We start from the raw sequence: 14696 nt of genomic DNA, 5'->3' as shown, positions 1-14696 counted from the left end.
CTCCTCTATTGTTTTTTACTTGATCAGTGCATTACAGTCAACGATGAGTGCAACTTGACCGTCACCTAGGATCGTTGCGCCGGATATCGCAAATACGTTTGGCAGATAATCTCCTAGTGATTTCAATACAACCTCTTGCTGACCAATAAATGAATCGACCACAAATGCTGTCAGCTTGTCTCCTTTACGAACAACAATGATGTGCAGTTCTTCCTCTAATTCATTCGCATTTGGTACGTGGAATTGTTTCTTCAAGTACACGACCGGTACGATAAATCCGCGGAAATCAATCACTTCACGATCATGCGTTTGCAGGATGTCACTTTTCTTAATGACAGCCGTTTCAATAATAGAAGAAATCGGAATCGCAAATGTTTCCTCTTCTAGTTTTACAAGAAGAACGGAAATAATCGATAATGTAAGCGGAAGCTGGATCGAAAATAGTGAACCTTGTCCTTCTGTTGAGTTAATGCTTACAGATCCGCCAAGTGATTCCAGCTTGTTTTTCACAACGTCAAGACCTACACCGCGGCCTGAGATGTCAGAAATCGTATCAGCTGTAGAGAATCCTGCTGCAAAGATCAATGAATCAATTTGATGATCTTCAAGTGTTTCTGCTTCTCTTTCTGTGATAACCCCGCGCTCTAATGCTTTTTCAAGCACCTTTTTACGGTTAATCCCGCCGCCATCATCTTCTACTTCAATGAAGACATGGTTTCCGCTATGGTACGCTTTTAATAGAACCGTACCTTTTTCCGGCTTGCCTTTTTTCACACGTTCTTCTGGTGATTCAATCCCGTGATCTAGACTGTTTCTGAGTAAGTGCAAGAGCGGATCACCAATCTCGTCGATCACTGTTCGATCAAGCTCCGTCTCAGCACCCTCAATAATAAGCTCAATTTTCTTATTAAGCTCTTTCGTCAATTGACGAATCATACGCGGGAATCTGTTAAAGACAGTTTCCACAGGTACCATTCTCATGTTCAGGATGATTGATTGCAGGTCTCCAGAAATACGAGTCATTCTTTCGACTGTGTCTGTGAGTTCGTTATTTTCTAGTTCTTTCGCAATCTGTTCTAATCGGCCTCTATCAATCACAAGTTCTTCAAATAGATTCATAAGAGAATCAAGACGGTCGATGTTGACACGAATTGTTTTCGTTCCGCCGGCAGCTGCACCGTTATTGCCATTTGCTTTTGGCGCATCATTTGCTGGCGCTTTCGCAGCAGGAACGGATACTTCTTCTTTTTTCTGTTCAGGCTGCGCCTCTTGTTTTTCAGCTGGAGCTGCTTCTTCAAATGCGGAGACTTCAGAGATCTCAACCTTCTCAACCTCTGAGATCGCCGTAACGATTTTCTGTACTTCGTCCATCGGCTGTTTAGAAAGATAAGAAATGCTGAATTCAGATTCAAAATCTTCTGATTCTAACAGTTCTGCATTTGGAACGGTTTTGACAACCTCGCCTGCTTCATTTAATCTTTCAAAAATCATATAGACACGAACGGCTTTTAGTAAGCACGCTTCACTTAATGTCACGTTGAGTTCATAGCATTTGAAGCCTTGCTCTCTCGCTTCATCAAGAACTGTTCGTTCAAATTCGTTATAATCTAAGTCATTAGCAGCAGCTGATGCATCTGCTGTTTCAACGCTAGAAGCTGCCTCAGCATGGCTTCCTGTCACATCTAGCTTTTTACTAATCTCTGTGACATCACGTTTCCCGTCTCCTCCTTCTGCAATCGATTGAACCATTGCTTCAAGATGATCGAGTGCTTCGAACATCGTATCCATTGACTCAGGAGTGACAATCATTTGTTCATTACGGATAGCATCAAACATGTTTTCTAAATGATGCGTTAAGTGAGCCATATCATCAAAGCCCATCGTTGCACTCATGCCTTTCAATGTATGAGCCGCTCTGAATATATCATTCACTAGCTGCAAGTCGGTTGGGTTCTTTTCTAAATCAAGAAGTTTTTCATTACAAGTTTGTAAGTGTTCTCTGCTTTCATCTAAAAAGATATCTAAGTATTGGTTTACATCCAACGTGTTCACGCCCTCTCTTTTTTCATGGAGCTTATAATTGCATGTGCGATGTCATCCACATGCCTTGTTTCATGTGCAAGGCCTGCTTTAATGACTGATTTAGGCATTCCGAAAACAACACATGATTCTTCTTTTTCTGCAATGACTTTTGTATGACCGCTTGCGACCATTTTTTTGACACCTTCAGTACCGTCACTGCCCATACCTGTCATAATGACAGCGATTTTCTCGTAACCTTTTATGCTGCTGATGGATTCAAATAAATAGTTAACAGATGGCTTGTGCCGGCTTTCCGTGTCTTCAGGGGACAGCCTGATAACAAGTGAGCCCCCTTGGTCATGAAGTGACATATTCATTCCACCAGGAGCTATGTAAGCCACTCCATTTTTCGCGATGTCTCCATCTTGCGCTTCTTTAATCGTAATTTGTGATAAATGATCTAACCTAGTAGCAAGTGATGCCGTGAATCCTGCTGGCATATGCTGCACAATCAATATAGGTGCCTCGATGTCCTTAGGCAGTTTCGTTACGACTCGTTGAAGTGCCCTTGGTCCTCCTGTAGATGTTCCGATAGTAATAATCTTTCGGAGTGAGCTGCCTTTTACTGGTTGCAGCCGGGGTGAAGCCACTGGACTTGGCGGCTTTATCACCGGCTTAGGAGACACCTTCTCTTCAGTGCGTTTCCTTGACATTCCTGCTGCAAGTACCCGTTCTACAATTTGCCCCCTCACTTTGTGCAAATCGAGCGAAATACTTCCCGAAGGCTTTGTCACAAAGTCAAAAGCACCGAGTTCTAAGCAATGGATGGTTAAATCTTTTCCTTGCTTTGTCTGGCTTGACACCATAATCACGGCAAGGTCGTGTTCAGCCAGAATTTGTTTTAATGCTTCTGTTCCATTTAAAACAGGCATTTCCACATCTAATGTGACAACATCTGGATTCAGTTCCTTGATCCGTTTTAAGGCATCTTCCCCATTTCGCGCCGTTCCGACGACTTCTATTTCTTGCTCGGCACTTAGAAAATCACTAATGAGCTTTCTCATAAAGGCCGAGTCATCTACTACTAGCACTCTAATCATGAGTCCACCTTCCTCCTTTTAAAAAAAGAGGACAACTTATCTATAAACGTATGCTGTTCTCTCCGTGCCTCTCTTATCTGCTGATGATATAGTGTTTCTGCCAGCATCTTAATGGTTTTACTCAGCCTTGAATGAGGCTGCTTCATATAAAATGGAATTTGTTCTGATACTGCTTTAGGAACCGCAGGATCATCAGGCACAGCGCCAGCAAATACAAGTTTTCTGTGAAGAAAAGATGTGACCACTCCTGCTAATTTCCGGTAGGTTTCAGACCCTTCTGACGGCGTTTTGCACCGGTTAACAATGATTTGCACAGACCGTTCAAACTGATGAATGGCTAAGTGTTTAATCGCGCTGTAGGCATCCATGATGGATGTTGGCTCTGGCGTAGTCACAACGACGACTTCTCCTGCCGATAAGACAAAAGGCAGCTGATCTTTTGACAAGCCGGCTCCCATATCGAAGAAAATACAATCGAAGTCCTGCATCATTCTTTCCATCTCTTCCAAAAAGAACGACCATTGATCTTTATCTAAAGAAAACAGCTGTTCAAGCCCGCTTCCGCCAGAAATGTAATATAGGTTATCCGTTCCTTTTGTCATGGCTGCTTGGAAGGATTTTTTTCTAACGAGAACATCTAATATAGAACTAGTCGATGTTTTCCCTAGTAAAATATCAATATTCCCCATCCCAAAATCAAGATCAATCACTAACACTCTTCTCTCTGTACTTGCGATAGACAGTGCCATATTCAGGGTCAAATTCGATTTACCTACCCCGCCTTTACCGCTCATGACGGCAATGGTTTTGGCCTGTCCGCTGACGTTAGGAGGAGCCGGTGTGATCATTTGACTCTGCTGAACTAGTTTTCTTAACCCTTCTGCTTGGTCGGGTTTCATGATTGTAAAACCATCCTTGTTAGTTCAAGAGGCGAGCCTTCAAGAATATCCTCAGGCACATTTTGACCATTTGTTAAAAAACCAAGTTTGATTTGAGAGTCAGCAATGATTTGAAAAATGGTTCCCATCGTGTCCGTTTCATCTACTTTTGTAAAAATGAATTGATTGATTGGAACGTGTTCAAAGCGTTTGACCATGGCTTTCATGTCTTGATACTTCGATGTAGCACTCATCACGAGAAAACTTTGAATGCTCTCATCAAATGGAATAATGTCGGTCAGCTCTTTGATATACGCTTCTTCTTTAAAGTTACGACCTGCTGTATCGATGAAGATATGATCATACTCTTTAAAGGTCTCTTGGGCTTTTACAAAATCCTCTCTTGAATAACAAACCTCAAGCGGTGCATTCAGCAGTTCAGCATATGTTTTCAGCTGTTCGATCGCTGCAATCCGGTACGTATCGGTTGTAATAAAAGCGATTTTCTTTTGCTGCTGAATGGCCGTTTTAGCAGCCAGCTTTGCAATCGTTGTCGTTTTACCAGCTCCAGTGGAACCGAACAAAACAATGTATTTTGAAGAAATCATCGGCTCATCAGAGGTTTTAGCTGGAAGCATATCTGTCAGCAGTTGTTCAAGTTCTTTTTTTATGTGATTTTCTTTAACCGCACCCTTTGTTAAAAGACCCTTCAGGCATTCGTCTCGTATGGCATCATCAAGTCCTTGATCCTTTAGCTTTTGATCGATTGCTATGAGAGGATCAGGCAGAATACCCGCATGCCGTTCATTCCTTACATATTCTAAAGACTGGGGATGAGAAGGCGCTGGTTTCGCCGCCTTGGGAGCAAATGAAGGCTCTTCGGGCAGCTTTTGAACTTGTTCCTTTTTTGGTAATACTGGAAGAGGCGGCGCAGGGTTTAACCCTTTACCAGCTCTTTCCTCGAAATCTTGATCCAGCACTGCAATCACTTCGACCATTTGCTGTTTCTTCAAACCGAACAGTTTGCGTTTGACAACGGTTTTAGAATTTAAAATAACGGCATCTTTCCCAAGCTGCTGCCTGATTTGAATCGTTGCCTCCTGCATAGAATTTGCTGTAATTTTTTTCATTTTCATTAGATATCCACCACTCCGATGCTCTGTACTTCCACATTCGCTTCTAGTTCGTTATAAGATAGTACCGGTAAATCTGGGAAATATCTTTCTAACAACTGCTTAACGTACATTCTTATAGGAGGTGAGCATAATAGAACCGGCGTTTCCTGCCGAAGCGAAAGCTGTTCAATTTCTCTCGCCACTGATTGAATCACACTTTCAGAGGATTCTGGATCTAACGATAAGTAGTTTCCATGCTCTGTCTGCTGAACGCTGTCTGCAATCACCTTTTCTACTCGGCCTGAGCATGTCACAACTTTAAGTGATTCATTTTCTCTTGCATACTGTGCGGTGATCTGTCTTGCAAGCGCCTGTCTAACATACTCTGTTAATAAATCTGTATCAGTCGTTAATTTTCCGTAGTCTGCAAGCGTCTCAAAAATGGTGACAAGGTTTCGGATAGAGACCTTTTCTTTCAGCAGCTTCGCCAGTACTTTTTGAATATCACCGACTGCCAGCGGATTTGGTGTTACCTCATCCACTAAGACAGGATAACTTTCTTTCAGATGATCGATTAATTGCTTCGTTTCTTGGCGTCCGAGCAGCTCGTGTGTGTTTTGTCTAATCTTCTCTGTGATGTGAGTAGAGACAACAGACGCTGGGTCCACAACCGTATAGCCTAGCATCTCAGCCTGATCTTTTTCTGCTTCTGATATCCATTTAGCCGGCAGGCCAAAGGATGGTTCGATTGTTTCAATTCCTTCAATCGGATCATCATCAGGCGTTGGGGACATCGCTAAGTAGTGATCAAGCAGCAGCTCACCTTTTGCTACTTCGTTCCCTTTAATTTTCAACCGGTATTCATTTGGGTTCAGTGCAATATTGTCCCTGATCCGGACGACTGGAATGACAAGACCAAGTTCGAGGGCAAGCTGCCTTCGGATCATCACAATTCGGTCTAACAGGTCACCGCCCTGGTTTGCATCAGCGAGCGGGATGAGGCCGTAGCCAAATTCAAATTCAATGGCATCCATTTGCAGGAGATGAATGACACTTTCTGGACTTTTCATCTCTTCTACCTCTGCCTGTTCCTCCAGTACCTCTTCAATTTCTTCTTGGTCTTGTTTGTTTTTCGACATCAAGTATGCGCCGAGGGCAAGTAAACCTGCGATCGGTCCTGTCAAAAGTACGCCGATTGGCGTAAACAGCCCAAGAAGGAAGATCGTGCCTGCTGTGACGTAAAGCATAGCAGGGAATGCAAACAGTTGTTCAGTGATATCTGAACCAAGGTTCCCATTAGAAGCAGCCCTTGTGACGACAATCCCTGTTGCTGTTGAAATGAGAAGTGCAGGAATTTGTGAAACAATCCCGTCTCCTACCGTTAATAGCGTAAAGTGGGAAGCTGATTCTTGAATCGACATTCCTTGCTGAAGCATCCCAATAATGATTCCAAAAATAATATTAATAATGACGATGATAATACCTGCGATGGCGTCCCCTTTAACGAACTTACTTGCACCATCCATCGCTCCATAAAAGTCTGCTTCTCTCGCTACTTTTTCACGGCGGTTTCTTGCTTCACTTTCTGTCAGCATACCTGCATTTAAATCTGCGTCAATACTCATTTGTTTACCTGGCATCGCATCGAGAGTAAATCTTGCCGCAACCTCTGATACACGCTCTGCCCCTTTTGTGATAACGATAAACTGAATGATAATCAGGATAAGGAAAACAACGAGACCAACGAGGATATTTCCTCCAACAACAAATGAACCGAACGTTTCTACAACCTTTCCAGCATCTCCTGTTGAAAGAATAGAACGTGTTGTAGAGATGTTAAGCCCTAAACGAAACAGCGTTAAGAGCAAAAGCAATGATGGAAAAATTGAAAATTGCAGTGGTTCTTGCATGTTCATTGTGGTGAGAAGCACGATAAGCGCAAGAGAAATATTAATAATGATTAAAATACTTAATAGCATTGGCGGAAACGGTATGACCAGCATCGCCACAATTAAAATAACACTGAATAAAACAGATAAATCTCTTGCTGACATGCCTGTTCTCTCCTTTTAAAACCAAAAATTCATAAAATCTTTTGTTTCGTTTTATAGACGTAAGCTAAAATTTCTGCGATGGCCTTAAAGTATTCTTCCGGTACCGCTTGGTCGATGTCGACCTGATCATAGAGCGCGCGGGCGAGCGGCCGGTTTTCTACGGTCATGATATCGTGCTCTTTCGCAATCGTTCTAATTTTTAAAGCCAAAATATCCGTTCCTTTTGCCACAACAAAGGGCGCGTCCATTTTTTCTTCATCATACTTTAAAGCAATGGCATAGTGGGTTGGGTTTGTAATGATGACGTCCGCTTTAGGGACTTCCTGCATCATCCGTCTCATGGCCATTTCCCGCTGACGCTGTTTAATCTTTGATTTGATGAGCGGATCACCCTCTGATTTTTTATACTCATCTTTGATGTCTTGTTTGGACATCCGCAAGTTTTTTTCATAATCAAATTTCTGATACATATAATCAAGCCCTGCTAAAATCAGAAGAGCACCAGCAGCATACAGCCCCATAATTAAGGTCATATTTGCAACGAAATGAAGGGTTTCCTCTGCTGTTAATAAAGGAAGCCGCAGAATTTCGTCAAAGTGCATCCAAAGAGCAATAAATGTCGCAAAGCCTACAAAGCCAATTTTCAAAATGGATTTTAATAGCTCTACGAGGGCTCGAATACTGTATATCCGTTTAAACCCTTTGATTGGGTCAAGCTTTTCTAATTTCGGTTTGATCACTTCTGGTGAAAAGAGAAAGCCGACTTGTAAATAGTTACTGATAATGCCCGCCAGCATACCAACACCAAGGATTGGCATGAGGAGGAGCCCTGTTTCCTGAAGCAATTCCAAGAATAATTGATGAATATTAGATGTGCTAACCTTCATTAGCATGGTTGTTGAATAAAAACGTTCTATGAGCGCGATAATCCGCTCTTTCATAAAAGGCCCAATAAAAAAGAATGATAAAAAGATTAATAGAAATGAGATGGCTGTATTGACGTCGGTGCTTTTGGCAACCTGTCCTTTTTTACGTGAATCCCGCCTTTTTTTCGGCGTTGCTTTTTCTGTTTTTTCACCTGCGAAAAATTGCAAGTCTAGTCTAAGCCTTGTCATCATGACGAACCACCGACCAATGCTAAGAAATTCCTCATGGTGAGTACAATCGTTTCAAATGTATTTTGGACAACACCGAAGATGACGCCCATACAGATGATGATCATAATAAAACTCACACCCATTTTAATAGGAAGTCCAACCACAAATACGTTCATTTGCGGAACTGTACGTGCCACAATCCCCAGCGCCAAATCGACTAAAAACAGACTTGCCACGACAGGTGCCGAGATTTGAAAGGCGATGATAAACATTTGGTTGAAGCTCTTTGCGATAAAGTAAGCAAAGGATTCACTGCCGAAATTCAATGCGTATTGATCAACTGCAATGTATTGAAAGCTGTAATAGATTCCATCAAGCAGCAGGTGATGTGCGTTTGTTGCCAGCATCAACAGCAATGTGACCGTATAAAAAAACTGTCCCATCAGCGGCGTCTGCGCCCCTGTTTGCGGATCAATAATATTGGCAATCGCAAAACCCATTTGAAAATCAATGAATGAGCCGGCAATTTGAACAGCGGACACCATGATGTATGCAATCAGCCCAAGCAGAAGTCCGACCATTGCTTCTTTCACCGCAAGCATCATATAAAGACCGTCTATGTCGAGTGCTGGCGGTTCTTTTATGGTGCTAAAACTAATGACAGCTAAAAACAGTGAGAATCCAACTCTGTGTACAGCCGGGATCGTTCTATGCGCTAAAAGCGGTACTGTCACAAAAAAAGCGGTGATCCGAATAAAAACTAAAAGAAAAGCAGGGAATAATTCTATAATTGACATCGCTTATTAACCTGCAAATCGATCTAAATTCGAGAACAGCTCTGTCGTAAAGGACACGATTGTTGAAAGCATCCATGGACCAAACACAACAAGTCCAATGAGTACTGCAACAATCTTAGGAATAAACGCAAGCGTCTGTTCTTGAATTTGGGTTGTCGCCTGAAACACACTGACAATCAGTCCCACAATGAGCGCAAGCGCTAGAAGCGGCCCACTCACAAGCAATACCACATACACTGATCTTTCAGCCATCGTAATGACAAATTCTGAACTCATGTTTTAAGCACCTACTCTAAAAGCTTTGCAGCAAAGATTTAACGATCAAATACCATCCATCGACTAAAACAAATAACAATATTTTGAAAGGGAGCGATATCATAACCGGCGGAAGCATCATCATCCCCATTGACATCAGAACACTTGCGACCACCATGTCAATAATTAAAAATGGAATAAAGATCATAAAACCAATTTGAAATGCCGTCTTTAATTCTGAAATGGCAAAAGCGGGAACCATCGCCGTTAAAGGAATATCTTTAATCGATTCAGGTGTATCCATTTTTGCGTAGCTAAGAAATAAAGCCAAATCTTTTTGTCTTGTATGTTTACTCATAAACTCTTTAATAGGCACTTCGGCTTTTTCATACGCCTGATTTAACGTGATGTCATCATTTAAAAGCGGCGTCAGCGCCTCTTTATTAATCTGTGAGAACGTGGGTGCCATGATAAAAAATGTGAGAAACAACGCAAGTCCAACAAGCACTTGGTTTGGCGGCATTGAGTTGGTTGCAAGTGATGTTCTGACGAATGAAAGAACAATTACAATCCGTGTAAAACACGTCATTAAAATGAGAATGCCCGGTGCAACCGAAAATACTGTTAAAAGTAAAAGAAGACGGACAGATGTGCTGATGTTTCCTGCACCGCTGGAATTAAATAAATCAATAAACTCATTCATTTTGTTTCGGGCCTTTCTTTCTGACTTCTGATTGGGTCTTTTTCAATTCGGCTAGCTGCGCCTTTAAATTGGCTGAAAAAGAAGAAGTGGTCGGCTGATCATGTTTCTTTATCTGCGATGTGAATTTTTGAACCATTTTTGGTAAATCGGTTTTGCTTTCCATCGCTTCTTCATATTGTTTCACGATCGCTTCACATTCTTGTTCATCATCAATTTCTTTTAGCAGCTGGATTGAGTCTGCTACGCCGACAACTAATACTCGTTTTCCCACTTTGATCAGCTGGACTGAACGGTTTTGTCCGACTGTCGTTCCGCCGATATTTTCAACATAGCGAAATGGTTTGAGTAAGCGGTTTTGCTTACCAACAAATCTCACTAAACCATAAATAAGCAGGATGACAAAAAGTAAGGCACCAATCATTTTGACAAAATCCATAATGGAGACAGAAGAAGAGGGAACTTCTTCTGCCGGATTCGTTTGATTGTCAGTGGTTTTCTTCTCTGTATCCTTTTTGCTTTCTTTCTCACCTTTGAGCCAGTCATTCACTGTGCCATTCTCAGGATCTTTCGTTTCGGCAAACAGTGAGGCAGGCTGCATCGTCAAGAAAAGCATAAAACTGATCATTGCTATACATATCAAACGTTTTTTCAACAAATCTTACACCCTTTTTTAGCCTAACGTTTTATTAATTGCTTCAAGTACGCGGTCTGCCTGGAATGGCTTCACGATAAAGTCTTTTGCACCTGCTTGGATCGCGTCAATAACCATTGACTGCTGCCCCATTGCAGAACACATGATGATTTTTGCAGAAGCATCGATTTGTTTAATTTCTTTTAGTGCAGTGATTCCGTCCATTTCTGGCATTGTGATATCCATTGTGACAAGATCAGGAGATGTTTCCTTATATTTTTCAACTGCTTGTGCGCCGTTTTCTGCTTCTCCTACTACATCAAATCCGTTTTTTACAAGAATATCCTTGATCATCATTCTCATGAATGCTGCATCATCTACGATTAATACCTTAGTAGCCATTTACTTATTCTCTCCCTGTATGTTTGTTTATTTTAAATTAGAAAGTCTTTCTGACTGGCTTAAAATGTCAGTCACACGAACACCAAAGTTCTCATCAATGACAACGACTTCCCCTTTGGCGACGATTCGTTTGTTAACTAGGATGTCTACTGGCTCACCAGCAAGTTTGTCCAGTTCAATGATACTTCCTGCTGAAAGCTCAAGAACTTCTTTTACACTGCGCTGAGTTCTTCCAAGTTCCACCGTAATGGAAAGCGGAATGTCCATCAGCATGTCAAGGTTTCCAAGCTGGTTTGTTGTATGCTGAGGCTCACTGAACGATTCAAATTCAACTGGCGCCACATTTACAGGTGCTGCCGGCTTTGGCTTCGCCTGTCTTTTCGGCGGTGCTGCTTGCTGCGCTGGGGCAGACTGCGTTTGCGGAGCTGCCGGCTGAGGTTCAGGTGCACTCACTTCTTCTTGAACCGGCTCTTCTTCTTGCGCAGGATCTGTTAATTCTGCGATTAAATCCTTCGCAAATGTAATAGGATAAAGCTGCATAATATTTGAATCGATGAGTTCACCTATTTTTAATCTGAAGGATACTTTGACAAGCATTTCTTCAGCTGGAATGCGGTCTGTCCCTTCTCCTTCTTTCACATCAAGTAATTCGACGCGCGGCGGAGAAATATCAATCTTTTTATTAAAGACAGTCGACATGGATGTCGCAGCAGAACCCATCATTTGGTTCATTGCTTCTTGTACTGCACTTAAGTGAATTTCGCTTAAAGAAGGGTCAGCATTTGTCCCGTCTCCGCCCATCATTAAGTCCGCAATAACTGCTGCATCTGTTTGCTGGACGACAAGCAGGTTACTTGCGCTGAAGCCTTCCGTATAATTCACTTCAATAGCAACATACGGATGAGGAAATTCCTCATTCAGCATACTTTTTTGAATCACTGTAACAGTTGGAGTTGTAATCTCCACTTTTTGATTTAATAGGGTTGAAAGTGCTGTTGCAGAGCTGCCGAATGAAATATTTCCGATTTCTCCAATAGCATCTTGCTCCATTGCAGAAAGGACTGTATCAGGCTCTATATCGTCATTGCTGCCTCCTTTAAGGAGCGCATCGATTTCGTCTTGTGATAATTTACTTCCGTTATTCTCCATCTTCTTCACCTCTTATGTCGTGATCTAGAATTTGAATCGCCTGTTTCCGATTCACGCGGCCGGCCTGTCCCAAGAATTTCGGTTTATTTCCGACCATAACAGTAAGAGGCGCATTTACTGGTTTGTCCAAGGCAATACAATCACCAATTTCCAAATTCAAAAACTCTTCCACCGTCATTTCCGATTGTCCCAGCTCTGCGACTACCGGTATTTTTGCCTTCATAATCCGTTTTTCAATGGCCTTTGTTTCTTGCTGTTTTGGTTCATTTCGTTCAGACTGCATCCAGTAGTGTACAGACAGCTTCGGAATAATAGGCTCTAATACAACGTGAGGAATACATAGGTTAATAACCCCGCTTACCTCGCCAATCTGTGTATTAAGAGAAATGACGACAACTGTTTCGTTTGGTGACACCATTTGAACAAACTGGGGATTTACCTCGAAATCTGCCATTTCAGGCTCGATGTCGGTTATGGACTGCCACGCTTCTCTGTAATTTTCCAAAGCTCCCTCAAACATGTTTGAGATAATCTTTGTTTCAATTTCTGTAAGTGATTCTGTCTTATTATGACTAATGCCAATCCCGCCCATCAGCCTGTCCATCATCGCATAGCCGATTGTTGGGTTTACTTCAAGCATGATTCTTCCTTCAAGCGGGCTGACATAAAATAAGTTTAATAATGTCATATTAGGAATCGAACGAATAAATTCTTCGTATGGTACTTGGTCAACCGAGCTGACAGTAATTTGAATATATGATCTTAGCTGCGCTGAAAAATGCGTGGTGAGCAGTCTAGCGAAGTTATCATGAATCCTTGTTAAACTTCGAATCTGGTCTTTTGAAAAGCGCAGTGCACGTTTAAAGTCATACACCTTCACTTTTTTCGTCGTTTCCTCTTTTTTCAGCTCTTCTGCATCCATTTCGCCTGTTGAGATGGCGGATAATAATGCGTCGATCTCATTCTGGGAAAGCACTTCTCCTGACATTTCTTCACCTCCATCGCGTTAATTAATCGCCTCTATTGCAGATTAAAGGAGGTTATATATACTTCTTTCACCTTGCCATCTTGCAAATAGTTATTCACTTTGTTTTTGACTTGTGTTTTAAAATGTTCTCTGCCTTTTTTGCCATCAAGTTCATCTGCATTCGTGTCTGATAAAATGTCGATTACAGCATCTTTTACCTGGAAACTTCTTTTCTCAAGCTCTGATTTTGCTTTTTCAGAGTCCGTTTCAATATTCAGGACAAGTTTGACAGCATTTCCTTCAGACTTTAAATTGGTGATAATCTCAGGAATTTCAACAGAAGCTTTTACGACTTCATCTGCTGTTGGCTCTTTTTCAGCTTTTGCTTCGTCTGATCCATTCAGCAGAAAAAAGATGCCTGCTCCAATTCCGACGATGGCAATAACCATGATTAGCATTACTACGACTAATTTCTTCTTCATTCAAACTCCTCTATTCCTTGATTCAATGAAATGACTTGGATTTTTCTGTAGAAAGAAATGATTTTCTCTTGAAGCTGCTCTTCATCTTCTTTCACAACGAATTTCTTTCCATTGGCCAAAGTAATGGTCGTGTCTGGAAAACTTTCGATTTGCTCGATATGGAGAGCGTTCAGCATAAATCCTTTGCCATTTAATCTTGTCACTTCAATCATATTAAGCAGAGAAGCGAGCATCCGCTCCCCCTACCTCCTATCGTTTCAGATTCACAAGCTCTTGCAGAATTTCATCAGATGTTGTAATCGTCTTTGCATTCGATTGGAATCCACGCTGCGCGATAATCATTTCGGTAAACTCGTCTGTTAAATCAACGTTTGACATTTCAAGTTTCCCTGTTTGAAGTTCACCTGTTCCTTGACTTCCAGGAGCAATGGCATTACTTGGCGCACCGGAACTGAGCGTTTGGCGGTATAGGTTATCCCCAACTTTGTCTAATCCTCCTGCATTACTGAATGACACAAGTGATACTTGCCCAACAGTACGAGAAACGTTGTTCTCAACAACAGAAACGGTCCCATCTGGCCCAACACTGACACTTGACACATTGTCGCTTGGAATGTTGATTCTTTGCCCATCCATGCCAAGTAGATAGTTTCCATCAGGTGTTGCCAAATCCCCATTTGAATCAGGTTTGAAGTTCCCTGTTCTTGTAAATAGGATTTCACCTTGCTTTTGAATACGGAAAAATCCATCTCCATTAATATAGAAATCAAATGGTTCGTCTGTATTTTGAGAAGAACCTGATTTCATGATTTTATCAATAGAAGATAAAGATGATCCTAAACCAATTTGTTTTGAGTTGATTGAACCAGAGTTGTTCGTTGGTCCACCTGAGCTTGAAATGGTTTGGCTGACCATATCTTTAAACGTGATACGGCTTTTTTTGTATCCGTGTGTATTGACGTTGGCTACGTTGTTGGCTACCACATCTAATTTTGATTGGAAGTTTTTCATTCCGCTAATTCCTGAGTAAAGTGAGCGTAACAT

The 14696-nt window shown here is 41.8% G+C and carries 16 protein-coding genes; all 16 read right to left on the bottom strand.

Features of this window, described 5'->3' with window-relative positions; translation table 11 throughout:
- Nucleotides 1–15: 15 nt before the first annotated feature.
- Genes NST65_RS07850 through flgG form a run of 16 tightly spaced genes read right to left on the bottom strand, consistent with a single transcriptional unit; the run spans nt 16 to nt 14696 of the window.
- Nucleotides 16–2043, bottom strand: a complete 2028-nt coding sequence (locus NST65_RS07850; protein ID WP_024424158.1) for a chemotaxis protein CheA — start codon at nt 2041–2043, stop codon at nt 16–18.
- A 5-nt stretch (nt 2044–2048) separates the two neighbouring features.
- Nucleotides 2049–3122, bottom strand: coding sequence for a chemotaxis response regulator protein-glutamate methylesterase (locus NST65_RS07845; RefSeq protein WP_163115147.1), 1074 nt, complete (start codon nt 3120–3122; stop codon nt 2049–2051).
- The gene (locus NST65_RS07840; protein WP_125586781.1) at nt 3119–4024 is read right to left on the bottom strand and encodes a MinD/ParA family protein; all 906 of its coding nucleotides are present in this window, start codon (nt 4022–4024) and stop codon (nt 3119–3121) included. The genes NST65_RS07845 and NST65_RS07840 overlap by 4 nt, the downstream gene beginning before the upstream one ends.
- On the bottom strand, nt 4018–5136 hold the full coding sequence (gene flhF / locus NST65_RS07835) for a flagellar biosynthesis protein FlhF (protein ID WP_342489350.1): 1119 nt from the start codon (nt 5134–5136) through the stop codon (nt 4018–4020). Before flhF ends, NST65_RS07840 begins: the two co-directional genes overlap by 7 nt.
- Nucleotides 5136–7169, bottom strand: coding sequence for a flagellar biosynthesis protein FlhA (gene flhA, locus NST65_RS07830; RefSeq protein WP_034281791.1), 2034 nt, complete (start codon nt 7167–7169; stop codon nt 5136–5138). Before flhA ends, flhF begins: the two co-directional genes overlap by 1 nt.
- Nucleotides 7170–7198: 29 nt before the next feature.
- A complete protein-coding gene (gene flhB, locus NST65_RS07825) occupies nt 7199–8287 on the bottom strand; it encodes a flagellar biosynthesis protein FlhB (protein WP_029707677.1) in 1089 nt (362 codons plus the stop codon).
- Complete coding sequence (gene fliR / locus NST65_RS07820) at nt 8284–9063, bottom strand: flagellar biosynthetic protein FliR (RefSeq protein WP_024426982.1); 780 nt, start codon at nt 9061–9063, stop codon at nt 8284–8286. The genes flhB and fliR overlap by 4 nt, the downstream gene beginning before the upstream one ends.
- Nucleotides 9064–9069: 6 nt before the next feature.
- Nucleotides 9070–9339 carry a flagellar biosynthesis protein FliQ gene (fliQ, locus tag NST65_RS07815; protein ID WP_003211206.1) on the bottom strand — a complete coding sequence of 90 codons (270 nt, stop codon included), beginning with the start codon at nt 9337–9339 and terminating at the stop codon, nt 9070–9072.
- Between the two features lie 16 nt (nt 9340–9355).
- A complete protein-coding gene (fliP, locus tag NST65_RS07810; protein WP_008354479.1) occupies nt 9356–10021 on the bottom strand; it encodes a flagellar type III secretion system pore protein FliP in 666 nt (221 codons plus the stop codon).
- On the bottom strand, nt 10014–10634 hold the full coding sequence (gene fliZ, locus NST65_RS07805) for a flagella biosynthesis regulatory protein FliZ (RefSeq protein WP_231293995.1): 621 nt from the start codon (nt 10632–10634) through the stop codon (nt 10014–10016). The genes fliP and fliZ overlap by 8 nt, the downstream gene beginning before the upstream one ends.
- A gap of 57 nt (nt 10635–10691) precedes the next feature.
- A complete protein-coding gene (locus tag NST65_RS07800; protein ID WP_007499584.1) occupies nt 10692–11054 on the bottom strand; it encodes a response regulator in 363 nt (120 codons plus the stop codon).
- A 27-nt stretch (nt 11055–11081) separates the two neighbouring features.
- Complete coding sequence (fliY, locus tag NST65_RS07795) at nt 11082–12203, bottom strand: flagellar motor switch phosphatase FliY (RefSeq protein WP_111927360.1); 1122 nt, start codon at nt 12201–12203, stop codon at nt 11082–11084.
- Nucleotides 12193–13191, bottom strand: a complete 999-nt coding sequence (gene fliM / locus NST65_RS07790; RefSeq protein WP_024424167.1) for a flagellar motor switch protein FliM — start codon at nt 13189–13191, stop codon at nt 12193–12195. Before fliM ends, fliY begins: the two co-directional genes overlap by 11 nt.
- 32 nt (nt 13192–13223) lie before the next feature.
- Nucleotides 13224–13652, bottom strand: a complete 429-nt coding sequence (gene fliL / locus NST65_RS07785) for a flagellar basal body-associated protein FliL (protein ID WP_111927358.1) — start codon at nt 13650–13652, stop codon at nt 13224–13226.
- The gene (locus NST65_RS07780) at nt 13649–13864 is read right to left on the bottom strand and encodes a flagellar FlbD family protein (RefSeq protein ID WP_008344794.1); all 216 of its coding nucleotides are present in this window, start codon (nt 13862–13864) and stop codon (nt 13649–13651) included. The genes fliL and NST65_RS07780 overlap by 4 nt, the downstream gene beginning before the upstream one ends.
- 37 nt (nt 13865–13901) lie before the next feature.
- Nucleotides 13902–14696 carry a flagellar basal body rod protein FlgG gene (flgG, locus tag NST65_RS07775; RefSeq protein ID WP_034281786.1) on the bottom strand — a complete coding sequence of 265 codons (795 nt, stop codon included), beginning with the start codon at nt 14694–14696 and terminating at the stop codon, nt 13902–13904.

This window comes from Bacillus sp. FSL P4-0248, from assembly GCF_038593305.1.
Classification (GTDB): Bacteria; Bacillota; Bacilli; order Bacillales; family Bacillaceae; genus Bacillus; species Bacillus safensis.
This window is presented reverse-complemented; position numbering and strand designations above follow the sequence as displayed.

Bases quoted from the DNA above. Each gene is read 5' to 3' on its own strand.
- flgG (WP_034281786.1), bottom strand. From the start codon at position 14,696: ATGTTACGCTCACTTTACTCAGGAATTAGCGGAATGAAAAACTTCCAA.
- NST65_RS07845 (WP_163115147.1), bottom strand. From the start codon at position 3,122: ATGATTAGAGTGCTAGTAGTAGATGACTCGGCCTTTATGAGAAAGCTC.
- fliZ (WP_231293995.1), bottom strand. From the start codon at position 10,634: ATGCTTTTCTTGACGATGCAGCCTGCCTCACTGTTTGCCGAAACGAAA.
- fliP (WP_008354479.1), bottom strand. From the start codon at position 10,021: ATGAATGAGTTTATTGATTTATTTAATTCCAGCGGTGCAGGAAACATC.
- fliQ (WP_003211206.1), bottom strand. From the start codon at position 9,339: ATGAGTTCAGAATTTGTCATTACGATGGCTGAAAGATCAGTGTATGTG.
- NST65_RS07780 (WP_008344794.1), bottom strand. From the start codon at position 13,864: ATGATTGAAGTGACAAGATTAAATGGCAAAGGATTTATGCTGAACGCT.
- fliR (WP_024426982.1), bottom strand. From the start codon at position 9,063: ATGTCAATTATAGAATTATTCCCTGCTTTTCTTTTAGTTTTTATTCGG.
- flhA (WP_034281791.1), bottom strand. From the start codon at position 7,169: ATGTCAGCAAGAGATTTATCTGTTTTATTCAGTGTTATTTTAATTGTG.
- fliM (WP_024424167.1), bottom strand. From the start codon at position 13,191: ATGTCAGGAGAAGTGCTTTCCCAGAATGAGATCGACGCATTATTATCC.
- fliL (WP_111927358.1), bottom strand. From the start codon at position 13,652: ATGAAGAAGAAATTAGTCGTAGTAATGCTAATCATGGTTATTGCCATC.
- flhB (WP_029707677.1), bottom strand. From the start codon at position 8,287: ATGATGACAAGGCTTAGACTAGACTTGCAATTTTTCGCAGGTGAAAAA.
- flhF (WP_342489350.1), bottom strand. From the start codon at position 5,136: ATGAAAATGAAAAAAATTACAGCAAATTCTATGCAGGAGGCAACGATT.
- fliY (WP_111927360.1), bottom strand. From the start codon at position 12,203: ATGGAGAATAACGGAAGTAAATTATCACAAGACGAAATCGATGCGCTC.
- NST65_RS07800 (WP_007499584.1), bottom strand. From the start codon at position 11,054: ATGGCTACTAAGGTATTAATCGTAGATGATGCAGCATTCATGAGAATG.